Annotated in this window: 13 protein-coding genes and 1 tRNA gene; 4 read left to right on the plus strand and 10 right to left on the minus strand. The window is 67.3% G+C overall.

Annotation, left to right across the window (positions count from 1 at the left end):
* Positions 1-133 precede the first annotated feature (133 nt).
* Positions 134-976, minus strand: a complete 843-nt coding sequence (modD, locus tag K9U15_RS06475; protein ID WP_301155785.1) for a ModD protein — start codon at positions 974-976, stop codon at positions 134-136.
* Positions 977-1,131: 155 nt separating this feature from the next.
* The gene (locus tag K9U15_RS06480; protein ID WP_096227969.1) at positions 1,132-2,433 is read right to left on the minus strand and encodes an amidohydrolase; all 1,302 of its coding nucleotides are present in this window, start codon (positions 2,431-2,433) and stop codon (positions 1,132-1,134) included.
* A 243-nt stretch (positions 2,434-2,676) separates the two neighbouring features.
* On the opposite strand from K9U15_RS06480, the gene K9U15_RS06485 reads away from it, so the two are divergent.
* Positions 2,677-3,534, plus strand: coding sequence for an Mrp/NBP35 family ATP-binding protein (locus K9U15_RS06485; protein ID WP_096227968.1), 858 nt, complete (start codon positions 2,677-2,679; stop codon positions 3,532-3,534).
* 245 nt (positions 3,535-3,779) lie between these two features.
* On the opposite strand, the gene K9U15_RS06490 is transcribed toward K9U15_RS06485, so the two are convergent.
* Entirely contained in the window at positions 3,780-4,304 is a 525-nt protein-coding gene (locus tag K9U15_RS06490) for a hypothetical protein (protein ID WP_238386131.1), read from the minus strand.
* 244 nt (positions 4,305-4,548) lie between these two features.
* Here K9U15_RS06490 and K9U15_RS06495 point away from each other — a divergent pair, with 244 nt between their 5' ends.
* The 3 genes from K9U15_RS06495 (at position 4,549) to K9U15_RS06505 (ending at position 9,326) form a co-directional block, all read left to right on the plus strand.
* Positions 4,549-6,042: a helix-turn-helix transcriptional regulator gene (locus K9U15_RS06495; protein WP_301155786.1), complete on the plus strand. Its 1,494-nt coding sequence runs from the start codon at positions 4,549-4,551 to the stop codon at positions 6,040-6,042.
* Between the two features lie 41 nt (positions 6,043-6,083).
* Positions 6,084-6,159, plus strand: a tRNA-Ala gene (locus K9U15_RS06500).
* 236 nt (positions 6,160-6,395) lie between these two features.
* Positions 6,396-9,326, plus strand: a complete 2,931-nt coding sequence (locus tag K9U15_RS06505; RefSeq protein ID WP_227115168.1) for an EAL domain-containing protein — start codon at positions 6,396-6,398, stop codon at positions 9,324-9,326.
* A gap of 47 nt (positions 9,327-9,373) precedes the next feature.
* On the opposite strand, the gene K9U15_RS06510 is transcribed toward K9U15_RS06505, so the two are convergent.
* From K9U15_RS06510 to K9U15_RS06540, 7 genes are all read right to left on the minus strand, one after another.
* Positions 9,374-10,213, minus strand: a complete 840-nt coding sequence (locus K9U15_RS06510) for a deoxyribonuclease IV (protein WP_123674264.1) — start codon at positions 10,211-10,213, stop codon at positions 9,374-9,376.
* 61 nt (positions 10,214-10,274) lie between these two features.
* The gene (locus tag K9U15_RS06515) at positions 10,275-11,114 is read right to left on the minus strand and encodes a deoxyribonuclease IV (protein WP_301155787.1); all 840 of its coding nucleotides are present in this window, start codon (positions 11,112-11,114) and stop codon (positions 10,275-10,277) included.
* 195 nt (positions 11,115-11,309) lie between these two features.
* A complete protein-coding gene (locus K9U15_RS06520) occupies positions 11,310-11,618 on the minus strand; it encodes a carboxymuconolactone decarboxylase family protein (protein ID WP_096227963.1) in 309 nt (102 codons plus the stop codon).
* Between the two features lie 433 nt (positions 11,619-12,051).
* Positions 12,052-12,822, minus strand: coding sequence for an energy-coupling factor transporter transmembrane protein EcfT (locus tag K9U15_RS06525; RefSeq protein ID WP_096227962.1), 771 nt, complete (start codon positions 12,820-12,822; stop codon positions 12,052-12,054).
* On the minus strand, positions 12,819-13,676 hold the full coding sequence (locus K9U15_RS06530) for an energy-coupling factor ABC transporter ATP-binding protein (RefSeq protein WP_301155788.1): 858 nt from the start codon (positions 13,674-13,676) through the stop codon (positions 12,819-12,821). The genes K9U15_RS06525 and K9U15_RS06530 overlap by 4 nt, the downstream gene beginning before the upstream one ends.
* The gene (locus K9U15_RS06535; RefSeq protein ID WP_096227960.1) at positions 13,673-14,512 is read right to left on the minus strand and encodes an energy-coupling factor ABC transporter ATP-binding protein; all 840 of its coding nucleotides are present in this window, start codon (positions 14,510-14,512) and stop codon (positions 13,673-13,675) included. The genes K9U15_RS06530 and K9U15_RS06535 overlap by 4 nt, the downstream gene beginning before the upstream one ends.
* Positions 14,513-14,583: 71 nt before the next feature.
* Entirely contained in the window at positions 14,584-15,210 is a 627-nt protein-coding gene (locus tag K9U15_RS06540) for a tryptophan transporter (RefSeq protein WP_087191108.1), read from the minus strand.
* Between the last annotated feature and the right edge of the window lie 168 nt (positions 15,211-15,378).

A 15,378-nucleotide genomic window follows, 5' to 3' on the forward strand; every position in this document is an offset into this window, starting at 1 on the left:
AAAAACGCGCGGAAGCCGCACCGGAGCGGGACGGACGGAGGGAAGGGGGCCGGAGCGGAGCCTCGGAAGGGGCGCCCGTCCAGAGGGGCCGGAGCGGAGCCTCGGGACGGGCGCGAAAGCGGGAGCGTCGTCCCTATAGGCGGCGCATGCGAACGCTCATGTCCAGGGGCTTCGCGGCGAAGGGGGCCGTCGTGGCCAGGCCGTCCACGCCGGTGGAGGCATAGGCGGCGGCGTTGCCGGGGTTGATGCCGCCGGCGGCGACGAGCGTTACGTGCGGGTCGACGGCGCGCAGCTCGGCCACGAGGGGACCCAGCTCGTCCACGGGCACCTTGTCGAACTGGATGCCGTCCACGCCTGCGGCCGCGAGCACCCGGGCGCGCGCGGCGTCGGCTTCCACGAACAGCTTCTTCTCGATGCAGCGCGCCTTGATGGCCGGCAGCTGCTCCACGAACGCGTCGAAGCCGCCGAAGAACGTGAGGTGATGGTCGAACACGAGCGCCGTCTCGGAGAGCCCCAGCCGGTGCGGAAAGGCCCCGCCTGCCATAACGGCACTGGTGAGCAGGTCTTTCGCGCCGGGTTGGCTCTTTCGCGTGGTAAGCACCTCGCAGCGCGGGTTCGCACCGTGCGCCGCATCGACCATGGCACGCGTTTTCGTGGCCACGGCCGAGCAGTGGTCGAACACGTTCAGGCACACCTTCCACGCCGCATGCAGGTCGGCCGACGCGCCGCGCACGGTCATGAACGTGCCGCCGGCCGCCACGCGCGTGCCGCTCGGCTCGGCCGCAACCACCTCGCAGCCCAGCTTCCCCATGATGCGGCGCACCACCTCGGTGCCGGCCAGCACGCAGTCCTCGCGCGTGAAGTAGTCCATCTCGCCGGGCTCGTCGCCTATCCCCAGCACCGCGCACGTCAGGTCGACGTAGGGCACGTCCTCGGCGATGAAGCCGTCGATGCGCGCATCGGAAATTCGCAGCATGCTTCCCCTTCCCTCTTCATAATGATAGCCATACCAGAATAAACCAACACGCGCCCCGCGCCTAGCGGTACTTTGCGTACAGGCTGGCGCGGGGCGCGGTTGCGTGCGGCACGCGGCGTCGGGGGGGGGTGCCGGGCGGGCTTTGGCGGCAGGGGCTACACCTCGGAGATGATGCGCTTCGTGCGGGCCTCCACCTCGGCCTTCGCGCGCTCCACATCGATTCCGGGGTAGGCGCCGTCGCGGTAGACCACCGCGCCGTCGCTCATGGTGAGCACGACGTCGGATCCGTGGCCGGCATACACCATGTTCACCAGAGGGTTCGTGCGCGGCGCCCACGAGGGGCCCGTCACATCGAGCACGGCGAGATCGGCCTTCATGTCCTCGCGCACCAGCCCGCAGTCCTCGCGGCCCTGCGAGAGCGCGCCCACGCGCGTGGCGGCGGAAAGCGCCTGCTTCGGCGTGACCACCGACGGGTCGCCCGTGGAGCCCTTGTACAGCAGCGCCAGCAGGTACAGGTCCTGCATCATGTCGTGGTTGTTGTTCGAGGCCATGCCGTCGGTGCCCAGGCAAACGCTCACGCCGCGCTCGAGCATGGCCGGAATGGGCGCGTAGCCGCTGCCCAGCTTCATGTTCGACGCGGGGTTCGCGGCCGCGAACACGCCCTTCTCCACCATGATATCGAAGTCGGCCGGCTCGCACCACGTGCAGTGCGCGGCCGTGGTGGGCACGTCCAGCACGCCGATGCTCGCGAAGTACTGGATGGGCGTCAGGCCGTCGTGGCGCTGCTTGCACTCCTCGTGCTCGCTTCTCGTCTCCGAGGCGTGCAGGTGCATGCGCAGGCCCTTCTCCTTCACCACGGCAGCGATATCCTTGCACGTCTGAGGGTTCGACGTGTACTCGGCGTGGATGTTGTAGTCGATGAGGATGCGCCCGTCCGCGGCGCCGTGGTACTTCCTCACGTATTCCTCGACCGCCGCGCAGCTGGCATAGTCCGCGAACGGCTTGGGCTCGAAGTACAGCTCGCTCTCGCAGATGTTCGCCTTCAGGCCGCTCTCCACCACGGCGCGCACGCGCTCGTCGGTGGCGTAGTACATGTCGGAGAAGCTCACCACGCCGTAGCGGGCCATCTCGGCGCAGGCCAGAAGCGTGGCCCAGTAGTTGTCCTCGGGCGTCATCTTCGCCTCGAACGGCCACACCATGTCGTTGAGCCACGCCTGCAGGGGCAGGTTCTCGGCGTAACCGCGCAGAAGCGTCATGGGCGCGTGCGCATGGGCGTTGTAGAAGGCCGGCACGAGCAGCTTGCCGCGGCCGTCGTACGCCTCGCCGTAGGCCTCGGCCTCGGCGTCGGCGGGTGCCTGCCCGTCCAGGTACGCGATGCGCCCGTTCTTCACGCCCACCCAGCAGTGGGGACGCAGGTCCAGGTTCTCGTCCAAGATGTCGATGTCTGCGAACAGCATGCGCTCTCCTCGCTCTCCGGACGCCCCGCGGGGGCGCCGCCTTCGTATTCGGGCGCCCGCAGGGCGCGCCTCGTCTCCGGGTGCCTCGGGCGCCCTGCCGTTTCCGCCCATTATAGGACTACCTCTAGTAATAGCTAACGGCAATCTTTCTTGACACAACCTTATATATGCTATCATGCCGAGGGAGACGAGACGACGGGCCGCCGAGACCGAGGCGGCGGCCTCTCGAAGAAAGAAGGAGCCATGGCAGAAGAAGAATGCACCCACGAATGCGGCAGCTGCGGCGTTGCCGGCTGCGGCGACCGCGAGGACGCGGGCTCGTCCACGTTCCCGACGAACGCCCGCACGAACATCAAGCACGTCATCGGCGTGGTTTCCGGCAAGGGCGGCGTGGGCAAGTCGCTCGTGACCAGCCTCTTGGCCAGCCAGATGCAGAAGAAGGGCTTCAGCGTGGGCATCCTGGACGCCGACGTGACCGGCCCGTCCATCCCCAAGACGTTCGGCATCACGAACCCGCTCACGGCCGATGCCGACGGCATCGTGCCGGCGCAGACGGCCAGCGGCATCAAAGTGGTGTCCGTGAACCTCATGCTGCCGAAGGACGACATCCCGGTGGCGTGGCGCGGCCCCGTGGTATCCGGCATTATCAAGCAGTTCTGGGGCGAGGTGAGCTGGGGCGATATCGACTACCTGTTCGTGGACATGCCTCCGGGAACCTCCGACGTGTTCCTGACCGTGTTCCAGTCGCTGCCGGTCGACGGCATCGTGACCGTGTCGGCGCCGCAGGAGCTCGTGGCCATGATCGTGGGCAAGGCCGTGAACCTGGCACACGACCTGAAGGTGCCCGTGGTGGGCCTCGTGGAGAACATGGCCTACTTCAAGTGCGACGAGTGCGGCAAGGACCACCACATCTTCGGCGAGCCCCAGGGAGAGGCCGTGGCCAAGCGCTACGACATCCCCTCGTTCGCCACGCTGCCCATCGACCCGTCGTTCGCGCGCCTCGTGGACGAGGGCAAGGTGGAGGAGTACGACGTGGCCGGCGCGCTCGACCCCGTCATCGAACAGGTGGAGATCTGCGCGAAGGCGAAGGACGCCGAGTAGGCGAGAAGCCGAGCCGATCGCAAAGCCAGAAGGCCCTCGGGGCATCGTCCCGGGGGCCTTTTCCATGGACAACGGCCTTGGCGAGCATGTCGGCAAGAGGTGTCCCGACGCACGAGAATCGGAGGATCGTGGGGGCGAAGCACGGCGGGTACGCGAGCTTCCGGTATCGTCCGGAGGTCGGGACGGGACCCTCCGCAACGTCGGCGCGTACCGGAAGCCGGCAGGGCGCCGGAGCACAAGAGGGATCAGGGATGCTCGTCGAAGTAGCCCGTCTGGCCGCGCACCTGCCACGTGCACACGGCCAGCGCGATGATGAACAGCCCGCTCACGATGCCGGTAACGTCGACGATGCCCGACGAGAGGTTGCCGGCCATGGCCCAGGCCGTGAGCACCGCGTCGGCCAGCGTTATCCAGAAGAACAGCGTTATCTTGTAGGGGTTCTTGGCTCCACGAATACCCAGCAGGCCGATGGCCAGGTTGAATACCGCGCTCACAAGCGCCGTGGCCCCCACGGCTGCCGCAATGTCGCGCAACTCCACGCCGGCGAGCCGCACGTCTCCCGCCACCGAGCCGGCCGCCCAGAACACGGCGCCGAACACCAGCTCCAGCACGGCCCACACGATCATGACGATGCACAGCCGCCTGAGCCACACCTGCCAGGTCGACAGGGGCTTTCCGTCCGCACCGAGCGGCGCCGGCCGGGCGCTCGCCCGCGCTCCGCCCATTCGGCGCGCACTCCCCGGCACCGCCGTTCCCTGATCTGCCTCCATACCGCCTCCGCCTGCGCCTGCGCACGTCCCATGCCAGCGGGCCGCCTCGGCTTCTCCTCGGCGGCCCGCCTCGCTTCCTTTTCTCCCAACTATTATAGGGCAAGTCGCCGCCTTGCCGGGAAACCGAAACTTTGAGGCGTTCGGGCGCATCGTATACTGGGGCAAGTTGAATAAACGCCGTCGCGTATGGGATGGGGATGTTCCAAGCGCAAAGCCGGCTGCACGCTCTCTCAAGGAGGCTATTATGGAGCGCGCTCGTTACCGGCAAAGCGACTTGAGAAGGATGGTCCTCGGTGTACGCGCCATCCCCTCCCTGTTCATCGCTTTGACCTCTTACAAACTGCTTGCCGTGTTGCTGTTCATGGAAACGTTCCTGCTGCCGGGCACGTTCGACGTGGGCGGCTTGGCATTTCCCGCCTGCACGCTGCTGTTCCTTGCCTGCGCCCTGGTGTGCCTGGCCTTCGCCATACTGTTCCGCCGGCTGACGTTCCACGACCGCGGCTGGTACCTGGGGCTGCTCACAGCCTGCCTCTTGCTCGGGCTGTTCCTGCTGCTTCTGCGCGAGCTGGGAGGAATCGGCAACACGGCGCTGGCCGCAGCGTGCCGCGGACTGGGAATCGCGCTGGTGGCGATGGGGCTTATAGGCGCGCACATCGAGGAAGCGCGCATCATGGGCGCCCTCGGCATGACCCAAACGCTCACGTTCGGCGTATCCGCTGCGTTCGCTGCCTCCCTGCTCTACCTGGCGCTGACCCTTTTGCCGATGCCGCAAGGGCGCTGGGCGGCGGCGTTCGTGCTGCCGCTCGTGTTCGCCGCCTCGTTCTGGCGCGCACAGCAAGAGGTGTACCGCTCCCCTAGGACGCGTTACGAGGAGCCCGAAGCCAAAGTGCTCGTTCCCTACCGGTTCATCGCCACCTCCGTGGCGCAGGGCATCGCCGCCGGCCTGCTCGTAGCCCTCGCGTGCGCCGGCGGGCAGCTCTCGCCCGCGTGGAACGTGGCAGGGTACCTGCTGGCCGCGGTGCTCACCCTGGCCACGATGCTGGTGTGCAAGCTCGACTTCAACCGCTCGGTGTACCAGATTGGATTCCCGCTCGTGGGATTGGGGCTGCTGTGCGCCGGCATCGCGGGCGCTCCGCTGGGCGCACCGGGCGCGGTGATGCAGGTAACGGGGTTCCTGTACCTCGACCTGGTGCTGTGGGGGCTGGGATCGTACCTCATAAAGAACTGCCGTCAACCGGCCACCTGGGTGGCGGCCTGCCCCACCACCTCGCTCATGGCCGGCCGGACGCTGGGGGCGGTGCTGGGAGCCGCCCTGCTGCAGCTGCTGCCGGCCGGCTTTGGCTGGAACACCCTGCTGTGCGCCGCCGCGTTCTGCTTCGTGATGGCCGCCCTTCTGCTGTCCAACGCCGCCAACCTGCGTACCGGCTGGGGCTTCGTGCGGCCGGGCGGCCCCGACGACGGCGCGAACGCCCACCGCGCCTGCCAGATCGTCGCCGAGGATTTCAGCCTCACGCAGCGCGAGTTCGAGGTGCTGCGGCGCATCGTGGAGGGCGAATCGCGCGCCGATGTGGCCGAGGCGCTGTTCATCGCGCCCAACACGGTGAAGACGCACCTGCACAGCATCTACGCGAAACTCGACGTGCACAACGTGCGCGATCTGCGCGCGTACGTGGACAACCGAAGGCGCTCGTTCTCGCCGTCTTCCGAAAACGAGGAAATTCTTGAAAATGATGCTTGACCCTGTGCGCGCTTCCGTTATACTAGGTTTCGCACTTTTTCGGGGCTTTAGCTCAGCTGGGAGAGCGCATGGCTGGCAGCCATGAGGTCAGGGGTTCGATCCCCCTAAGCTCCACCATCAACTTGATGGCCGGTTCGGAGACGAACCGGCCATTTTCTTTGCTCTCTGCGCAAAGGAGCGCAAGGGACTGCGATTCAGGCACGGACCATGCGCCGCCCTCTTCGCCTTGGCTCCACACCCGCGTAAATATGGTATCGTACGAGCGAGACGCAGGAGGGCGTCGAAGCGGATCGGAGCAAGCCATAGCACACGGAGGAGAAGACGCGCGGAACCGGCACCTGGTCGGGGTGTCCTTGCCGCTTTTGCTGCTTGCACTCGTTGCGGCGCTGCTTGCACTGCCCGGGGCCTACGCTCCTCCCGCCTTCGCCGACGAGGACGCGCCGGAAGGCAAGCGTATCGTGCGCGTGGGCTACTACGAAGACGGCGACTACATGTCCTACGACGAGGCCGGCCAGCTCGTGGGCTACAACATCGACTACCTGGAAGAGCTGCGGCGCTACGCCGACTGGACGTACGAGTACGTGGATTTCGCCGGATGGGCCGAAGCCTACGAGGCGCTGGAGAACGGAGAGATCGACCTGCTCCCCGCCGTATACTACACCCAGGAGCGCACGGACCGCATGCTGTTCTCGGCCGAGCCCATGTGCAGCATCTACACCACGCTCAACGTGCGCCTGGACGATAGGCGCTACGCCTACGAGGACTTCACCGCGTTCTCGGGCATGAGCGTGGGAGTGATCGAGAACAGCCAGGACGCCCGGGCGTTCGCACAGTATGCAAACGACAACGGCTTCGACGTGGACATGGTGGAGTACCTGGAGACCGACGACCTCCTGAATGCGCTGGACGAGGGCGCGCTGGACGCCATCGCCATCACCTACCTGGGCAGCAACTCGCGTTTCCGCACCATCGCGCAGTTCTCTCCCGAGCCCATCCACTTCGCGTTCCCGCTCGACCGCGCCGAGCTCCAACAGGACCTGACCGCCGCCATGAACCGGCTCCAGCTGCGCGACCCCGGCTTCTCCACGCTGCTGTACAACCGCTACTTCGGCATCAACACCGACCAGGACCCCGTGTTCACCGAGGACGAGTACGCCTACCTCGCGTCCGCCCCCACGCTGAGGGTGGCCTACGACGCGTTCCGCACGCCGCTGTCGTACACCGACCCGGAGACGGGCGCGTTCGCCGGCGCCGCCGCGCGGCTGTTCGAGGACATCTCCCGCGTGACGGGCCTCTCGTTCGAATTCGTGCCCGTCGACCGCCACAGCGACGCCTTCGAGATGGTGGAGAGCGGCGCGGTGGACCTGGTGGCCGGCGTGGACCGCGACGCCGACGAGGCCACGGCGGGCATCGTGTCCACCACTGGGCCGTACCTGCGCGACCCCATGGCCCTCATCGTGGGGCCGGGCTCCTCGGGCTCGCGCGTGGCGCTGCCGCGCGGCTTCGCGCTGGCGGCCGAGATGGAGCGCCAGCACGTGGGGGACGAGATCGCGTACTTCGACACGCCGAAGCAGTGCGTGGACGCCGTGCTGACAGGCGCCGCCGACTTCGCCTACGCTGACACGCACGTGGCGAACTACCTGCTGTCGGAGTCGCAGTACGAATCGCTCACCGTCACCACCATGACCGACTACACGAACGACATGAGCATAGGCGTGGCGGGGACCGCCGACACGCGCCTGCTGAGCGTGCTGGACCGCTGCGTGCAGTACACGGCGGAGAGCAAGATCACCACCTGGGTGTCGCAAAGCTCGCTGGCCGTGCATCCCACCACGCCCCTCGACTTCCTGCGCCAGTACCCGCTGCAGATCATCTCGGGGCTCGCGGCGCTGTTCGGGGTGCTTTTGGCCGGGGCGCTCTACCTGGGGCGCACGAAGCTGCGCACGGCACGCCACATCGAGGAGCTGTCCTTCACCGACCCGCTCACGGGCGGGTGGACGCTCGCCCGCTTCCGCACGGGGGCCGAGGACGTGCTCGAGCGCGCGGGAAGCGGGGAGCACGCCATCGTTTACCTGGACATCGCCCGCTTCAAGAGCTTCAACGCCGCGTTCGGCTACGCGGCGGGCGACCAGCTGCTCAAGGCGCTCGACCGCCTCATCGGCGAGCTGGAGCACGATGGCGAGCACCACGCGCACATCACCGCCGACGAGTTCGTGGTGCTGGTGCGGTGGGACGGCTGGGACGCGTTCCTCGAGCGGTTCGCTGAGCTGGACCGCCGCTTCAACAGCCTGGACGTGCTGCGATCGCACTCGCACCGCCTGTTCCTGCATGCCGGCGCCTGCATCGTGGAGCGCCCCGGCGGGTCGCGCCGCCTGGACGCGCAGGCCCTGGCCGAGCTCATGGACTGCGCCCGCTACGCGCGCGACAGCGTGGGCGAGACGTCGTCGAGCAAGGCGGCGCTCTACACGGCCGACATGAAAGACCGCGACGTGGCCGAGCGCGCGGTGGTGGCGCTGGCGCGCGCCGCGCTGGATCAGGGCGAGTTCGTGGCCTATTACCAGCCGAAGGTCGAGCTGGCCACGAACCGCATCGTCGGCCTTGAGGCGCTCGTGCGCTGGGAGTCGCCCGAGCGCGGCGTCGTGCAGCCGAACGACTTCATCCCGCTGTTCGAGAAGAACGGCTTCGTGACCGAGATCGACCTGCACGTGCTGCGCCAAGCCTGCACGCGCCTGGAGGAGCGGTTGGCCCAGGGGCTGCCCGTCGTGCCCATCGCATGCAACTTCTCGCGCCTGCACCTGCAGCGGGACGGGTTCCCGGAGAGGGTGAAAGCCATCGTCGACGAGTACGCGGTACCGGTCGACCTCATAGAGCTGGAGCTGACGGAGAACATCGTCATGGAGGACCTGGAGCGCGCGAAGGGCATCTGCCGCCAGCTTAAGGACCTGGGCTTCCGCATATCCATCGACGACTTCGGCAGCGGCTACTCGTCGCTGGGCACCTTGCAGGACCTGACGATAGACGTGCTGAAGCTGGACCGCACGTTCCTCATGAGCAGCGAGAGCGGCGAGCGCAGCCGGGCCATCCTCGAGGGCGTGGTGGGCATCGCCGAGAAGCTGCGCGTGACCATCGTCGTGGAGGGCGTGGAGACGTGCGAGCAGGCCCGGATGCTCCAGCAGCTGGACGACGCCATCATCGCGCAGGGCTACCTGTACTCGCGCCCCGTGCCGCGGGCCGAGTCCGACCGCCAGCTGGACGGCGCCGTTCTGGAGCCGAGCGAGGGGTAGCCGCAGGCAGCGCGGACGGGCGCCCGTAAACCGCGAAGCACCGCGCCTTACGCTGCCTCGCGGGCGGCGCGCAGAAGCGCTATCTCCTCGGCGAAGCCGGAGAGCTCGGGGTTGGGGGTTTCCAGGTAGAACGGCAGGTCCCGCAGCTTCGGATGGTTCGTGACGGCGGCGAGCGCCTCGAGGCCGATCTGCCCCTCGCCGATGCGCGCGTGACGGTCCTTGCGCGAGCCGCGCGCGTTCTGGGAGTCGTTGAGGTGGATGGCGCGCAACCGGTCGAGCCCGATGACGCGGTCGAACTCCTCCACCACGCCGTCGAGGTCGCCTGCGATGTCGTAGCCCGCATCCCACACATGGCACGTGTCGAGGCATACGCCCACGTGGTCGGCCAGGTCAACCTGCGCGATGATGGCCGCCAGCTCCTCGAACGTGCCGCCCACCTCGCTGCCCTTCCCCGCCATCGTCTCGAGCAGCAGCGTGGTGGTCTGGTGCGGCAGAAGCGACTGGTTGAGCGCGTCGGCGATCTTCGCGATGGCCGCTTCGTGCGTCTGGCCGGTGGCGCTGCCCGGATGCATGTTGTACAGCTGGTGCGGCGTCTCCTCCATGCGCCCCAGGTCCTCGGCCAGCACCATGAGCGCGAAGTCGCGCGTCTGTTGCTTGTCGGAGGCGGGGTTCAGCGTGTAGGGCGCGTGCGCCAGGATGCGCTCGATGCCGTGCTCGGGCGCGTAGGCCGCATACGCCGCCACGTCCTTCGGGTCGATGGCCTTCGCCCGCCCGCCGCGCGGGTTGCGCGTGAAGAACTGGAATGTGTTGGCATCGATGGATACGGCGTCCTTCGCCATGTGGAGGTAGCCTTTGGCGCTCGAGAGGTGGCATCCGATGGTGAACATTGGCCGCATCCTTTCCGGTGGTTTAATCGTGACGCTTATAGTAGCATATGGAGCGGCGAGCTCAGGCCGAGGCGCGGGCCTTCTGGAACTTCTCTATGGCCTCGCCGTACTCCTTGAGCGTCGCGTCGGGCGCCTCCAGGTAGAACGGCACGTCGCGCAGTTTCGGATGGTTCGCGAGCGCCGCCAGGGCGTCGAAGCCGATCTCGCCCTCGCCGATAGGCGCATGGCGGTCCTTGTGAGAGCCGAGAGCGTCCTTCGAGTCGTTGAGGTGGATGGCGCGCAACCGGTCGAGGCCGATGACGCGGTCGAACTCCTCCACCACGCCGTCGAGGTCGCCGGCGAGGTCGTAGCCGGCGCCCCACGCGCGGCAGGCGTCGAAGAGCACGCCCGCGTGGTCGTCGAACTTAACCTGGTCGAGGATACGCGCCAGCTGCTCGAACGTGCTGCCCACCTGCGTGCCCTCGCCCGCCATGGTCTGCACGAGCACGGGCGTCTCCTGCGACGGCGTAATCACGTCGTTGAGCGCTGCGGCAACCCTTGCCAGTGCTTCGTCCACCGGCTTGCCGAGCGCGCTGCCAGGTTGCAGCGTGTACATCGCTTGCGGCGTCTCGGCCATGCGCGCGAGGTCTTCGGCCAGCACCATCATCGTGAAATCGTGCTCGCGCTGGTCGGCGCTGGCCGGGTTCGCCGTGTAGGGCGCATATCCCAGGATGACCTCGATGCCGTGTTCGAGCGCATAGTCCTCGAACGCGGCGATATCCTGCGGGTCGAGCGCCTTCTGCGCACCGCCGCGCGGGTTGCGCGTGAAGAACTGGAACGTGTTGGCCCCGATGGACACGGCGGCCTTGGCCATGCCAAGGTATCCGTCCTTGTCCGAGAGATGGCATCCGATGGTGAGCATGGCAGCGTCCTTTCCAATGGGGAGCATTGCCGTCCATGCTAGCCGTGCGCCCGCAGCCTGGACGACGCGGAAGGCGCGCCGCCGCGTATCTGTCAGCAGCCCGTTGCGCCCCCGTGCAACCAGCCGGGCGAGCGTGGCAGGCTATATGAGGAGAGGGGATTTCGGAGGCAGGCAGCGGCCAGGGCGGGCGGGCGCCTACGCCTCCGCGGCGTCGTAGGCGTCGAGCGCGGCTCCAAGCGCCTCGATGGCAGTCATGCCGACGGCGGGCAGACCCACGAGCACCGCGCTGCGCACCTCCTCGCGCGTGGCGCCCAGCTTCTTGAGCGAGGTCACGTGGAACCCGAGACCGCCCGTCATGCCGACTGCGGAGAGCACGGCCAGGTAGGCCAGCTCCTGCGTCTTCTGGTCGAGCGCGCTCGACTTCGCCACCTGCATGACCATGCCGCCGTACGCCTTCGCCAGCTCCGGCTCCTCGTCCATGAACAGCTCGAATCCTTTTGCCATTGCGCAGCCTCCTTCGTCGGAGCGCCCGAAGGCGCCGTTTGCCTCCGCCGTGACCAGTATAGGGCCCTGGACGCTGCGGCGACGCGGCGCGCGGTGAACCGTCATCCCCCCGAAGGCTCTGCATCAGCCTAGGGCACGGCAACGAGCCGGCACGACGCCCCGTGCCCGTCGGGCTCGCCGTCTTGTCGGCCGACCCGGGTCCGCCGATCTCCGCAGTTTGCCCCTTTTCATCCAACGGTTCGCCGTTGCGTCGGGCGGCTATAAGGACAGGCCGAAAAGTCCGTGTGCTTGGCAGGATGGCGGAGGCTCTTTCCGCCGCTTCCCTCTCTGGAGCCCCTTTCTCGCATGGCGCATCGTTCGCCGTCGCGCTTGCCCTACCGCTGCCCTAGGGCCCCCGGCGCGAGGGAGCACGCGGCCGACGCGATCGCAGCCGTTACAGCACGATCCCCAGCGTTACGGCGCAAGCCACCAGCGCGACCGCGACCGCCATCACAGCCACGTCGTAACCCACAAACGGGTACTCCTTGTAGCCGCTCGCCACGCCGCGCAGGTTGAAGCCGCGCACCTCCGCGGCGATGGCGGCGCTGTTGGTCTTGCGGACCGACGACACGAGCAGCGGCACGCACAGCGGCACCATCAGGCGCACCTTCCGCACGATGCCGCCCGCGTCGAACTCCACGCCGCGCGCGGTCTGCGCCTCCATGATGCCCTTCATGTCGTTCATGAACAGGGGGATGAAATGGATCGTGGACGTGAACGTGAACGCGTACTTGTAAGGCACGTGCAGCACCTTCACCACGGCGTTTGTGATGTCGTTCATCTTCGTGACGTAGAACACGAGGAACAGCGGGATGGCGGCGGCCATGAGGCGCACCACCGTGGTGAGAGCCGCCAACAGGCTTCCCGTGCCGATGTAGCCCCACGGAAGCTCTGCCAGCACCGCTCCGCTCGGCGTCGTGAGGATCTGGACGACGGCGAGGATCAGCGAGAACGCGAACACCGCCTTCGCGAGGCCGATGGCGGGCCTCATCATGCCGCACGTCGCGGCCAGCGCGAACCCGACCGCCAGCAGCACGGCCAAGAACACGAGGTTGCTCGAGCAGAAGCACGCGACGGCGAACAGCGCGGCCGCCGCCAGCTTGGCCACGGGGTTCATGCGATGCAGCAGGCTGGTGCCGGGCACGTATTCGAGAAACGAGCTCATGCGCACACGCTCCTTTCGACGTCTTGGGTTGTTCGAGCCTCTTCGACGACGGCGGCCAGCATCTCATCCACCGTGTTGGCGCGGGCGACGGCCGTCTCGGCGAGCCGCGGCATGTCGCGCGCCAGTTCAAGCGACAGGTCCACGATCTGCGGCGGAACAAGCGAGGCGCACTCGAGCGTGTCGCGGTTGCGCAGCACGTCGAACGTGGGGGCGTCGTCCACCACCGTGCCGCCGCTCATCACGATACAGCGCGTGGCGTAGTCGGCCACCACCTCCATGTCGTGGCACACCATGATCACCGTGGCGCCCTGCTCGTGGATGCGGCGGATGATGGCCATGACCTTCTCGCACTCGCAGAAGTCCAGTCCTGTCGTGGGCTCGTCGAGCACCACCACCGGCGGCGCGAGCATCACGATGGAAGCCAGCGCCAAAAGCTGGCGTGCGCCGCGGTTCAGCAGGAACGGGTCGTCGTCGGCATCGAAGCCGAACTCCTCGATGATGGCGTCCACGCGCGCGTCGGCCTCGGGACCCGCCTGCCCGAGCGCCTTGAACCCGAACAGCAGCTCCTCGCGCACCGTGTTGCAGCAGATCTGGCGGTCGGGATTCTGGAACAGGAAGCCCACGCGCCGGGCCAGCTCGCTCGTGCGCAGCTCGGTCGTGGGCACGCCGTCGACGAGCACCTGGCCGGCGTCGGGCTTCAGCAAGCCGTTCACCAGGCGCATCGTGGTGGACTTCCCCGCTCCGTTCGTGCCCACGAACGCGACGAACTCGCCGTCGCGGATGGTGAAGCTGACGCCCTTGAGGATGGGCAGCGTTGCCTCGTAGGACGCGTGCACGTCGTCGAACTCGATCATGCGAGCACCTCCCTCAACGCCTCGCGCGCTTCGCGCACGTTGCGGACGGACGCGCCGCCGTACAGGCCCTCGGCGCGCAGGCGGTTCATGAGCTTGGTCGAACGCGGGCAGTTGACGCCGATCCGCTTGAGCTCGTCCGAATGCTCCAGCACCTTCGCGGGCTCGTCGGCGAAGCGGACGCGCCCCTCGTTTACGATAACCAGCATATCGGCGTACTGCGACAACAGAGCTATCTTCTGCTCCACCACCACGACGGTGGTGCCGTGCTCGCGCGCATAGCGCGCCAGCAGGTCGAACACCGCTTGCGAGCTGGCCGGATCGAGCTCGGCGGTGGGCTCGTCCAGCACGAGCACCCGCGGGTTCAGCGCCAGGACGGACGCGATGGCCACCTTCTGCTTCTGCCCGCCCGAGAGCGTTGCGATCATGCGGTCGCGCAAATCGGCGATGCCCATGTCGTCCAAGGCCTGTGCGACGCGCCCTTCGATCTCGCCCTTCGGCACGCCGAAGTTCTCCAGCCCGTAGAGCACCTCGTCCTCCACGACCGACGTGACGAACTGGCTGTCGACGTCCTGGCAGACGCTGCCCACCAGCCGCGACACATCGGTGAGCGCGACGTCGCAGGTGTCGAGCCCGTCCACGGTCACCGAGCCGTAGAAGTCGCCCGGATAGCAGTGCGGGATGATGCCGTTGAGCGCATAGGTGAGCGTCGACTTGCCCGAACCGGCCGCGCCGGTGATCCCGACGAACGCACCGTCCGGAATGGCAAGGCTGATGCCGCTCACCGCGGGCCGCTCGCTTTCGCGGTACTGAAACGTGAAATCGCGTATCTCTATCATGTCGAGTCTTTCTTCCGAATCGCAGGTTGGCGTAGCAAGTCAGCGAGGGCGGCCGCAGGCCCGCGGAATCCCTAGCGCTTGAGCACCTTCTTCAGCGGCATGGCCAGAACCTGCACCAAGATGCAGTTGAAGGTGGCCGTGCCGAACACGATGGCCGCGTACGTGGCCAGCGCCACCATGACGTCGCCGCCCGTGGACACGACGTTGATGTAGACGGACAGCAGCGCGAAGGTTCCTCCGGACACCACCGTGGACACGAACGTGTTGACGAGCGGGTTGAGGTCGAGCCTGCCGCCGATGCTCATGGGCACCTTGACGAGCAAGCCGCAGGCCAGCGCGCCGAGTACCTCGGAGGGGATGTTAAGAAGCGGCGTGGCGTTGAGCAGGGGGATCTGGCAGATGAGCCCCGCCAGAAGGCCGATGACGAGCGACTGGCCCAGCTTCGGGCGCGTCAGGATGATGGCCAGGCAGTACATGGCGATGATGAAGTTCGGCTTCATGCCCATCGACGAGAGCAGCGAGCCCACCGTCAGCTTGAGCACCGCGCCGGCTGCCAGCAGCACGGCGATGAGGATGAGGTCCTGCGTGGAGAGCCCCGCCTTCTTGGGAGCCGCCGCCACGTCGCGCTTGCGCGGCGCTGCCGCTTTGCCCGCTGCGGCCGTCTGCGTAGCAACCTCGCGCTTGATCTGCTGTTCCATGTTCCTCAATCCTTTCTTGGCGGAGTTCCCGCCGGTTCGTTGCCCCTCCCGGGGCGTTTCGTTTGCCGGCACGAGCTTCGCGGTTGAGGAACGCATCGCCTCGCCTCCAAAGGTGCGCACGGCTGCCGCCGCGCTGCGCCGCATAAAAAAACACCTGTCCTTTGAGAT

It is taken from the genome of Gordonibacter sp. RACS_AR68 (genome assembly GCF_030418485.1).
Classification (GTDB): Bacteria; Actinomycetota; Coriobacteriia; order Coriobacteriales; family Eggerthellaceae; genus Gordonibacter; species Gordonibacter urolithinfaciens.

Bases quoted from the DNA above. Each gene is read 5' to 3' on its own strand.
- K9U15_RS06510 (WP_123674264.1), bottom strand. From the start codon at position 10,213: ATGTTCACCATCGGATGCCACCTCTCGAGCGCCAAAGGCTACCTCCAC.
- K9U15_RS06520 (WP_096227963.1), bottom strand. From the start codon at position 11,618: ATGGCAAAAGGATTCGAGCTGTTCATGGACGAGGAGCCGGAGCTGGCG.
- modD (WP_301155785.1), bottom strand. From the start codon at position 976: ATGCTGCGAATTTCCGATGCGCGCATCGACGGCTTCATCGCCGAGGAC.
- K9U15_RS06485 (WP_096227968.1), top strand. From the start codon at position 2,677: ATGGCAGAAGAAGAATGCACCCACGAATGCGGCAGCTGCGGCGTTGCC.
- K9U15_RS06535 (WP_096227960.1), bottom strand. From the start codon at position 14,512: ATGATAGAGATACGCGATTTCACGTTTCAGTACCGCGAAAGCGAGCGG.
- K9U15_RS06515 (WP_301155787.1), bottom strand. From the start codon at position 11,114: ATGCTCACCATCGGATGCCATCTCTCGGACAAGGACGGATACCTTGGC.
- K9U15_RS06490 (WP_238386131.1), bottom strand. From the start codon at position 4,304: ATGGAGGCAGATCAGGGAACGGCGGTGCCGGGGAGTGCGCGCCGAATG.
- K9U15_RS06525 (WP_096227962.1), bottom strand. From the start codon at position 12,822: ATGAGCTCGTTTCTCGAATACGTGCCCGGCACCAGCCTGCTGCATCGC.
- K9U15_RS06480 (WP_096227969.1), bottom strand. From the start codon at position 2,433: ATGCTGTTCGCAGACATCGACATCTTGGACGAGAACCTGGACCTGCGT.
- K9U15_RS06540 (WP_087191108.1), bottom strand. From the start codon at position 15,210: ATGGAACAGCAGATCAAGCGCGAGGTTGCTACGCAGACGGCCGCAGCG.
- K9U15_RS06495 (WP_301155786.1), top strand. From the start codon at position 4,549: ATGGAGCGCGCTCGTTACCGGCAAAGCGACTTGAGAAGGATGGTCCTC.
- K9U15_RS06530 (WP_301155788.1), bottom strand. From the start codon at position 13,676: ATGATCGAGTTCGACGACGTGCACGCGTCCTACGAGGCAACGCTGCCC.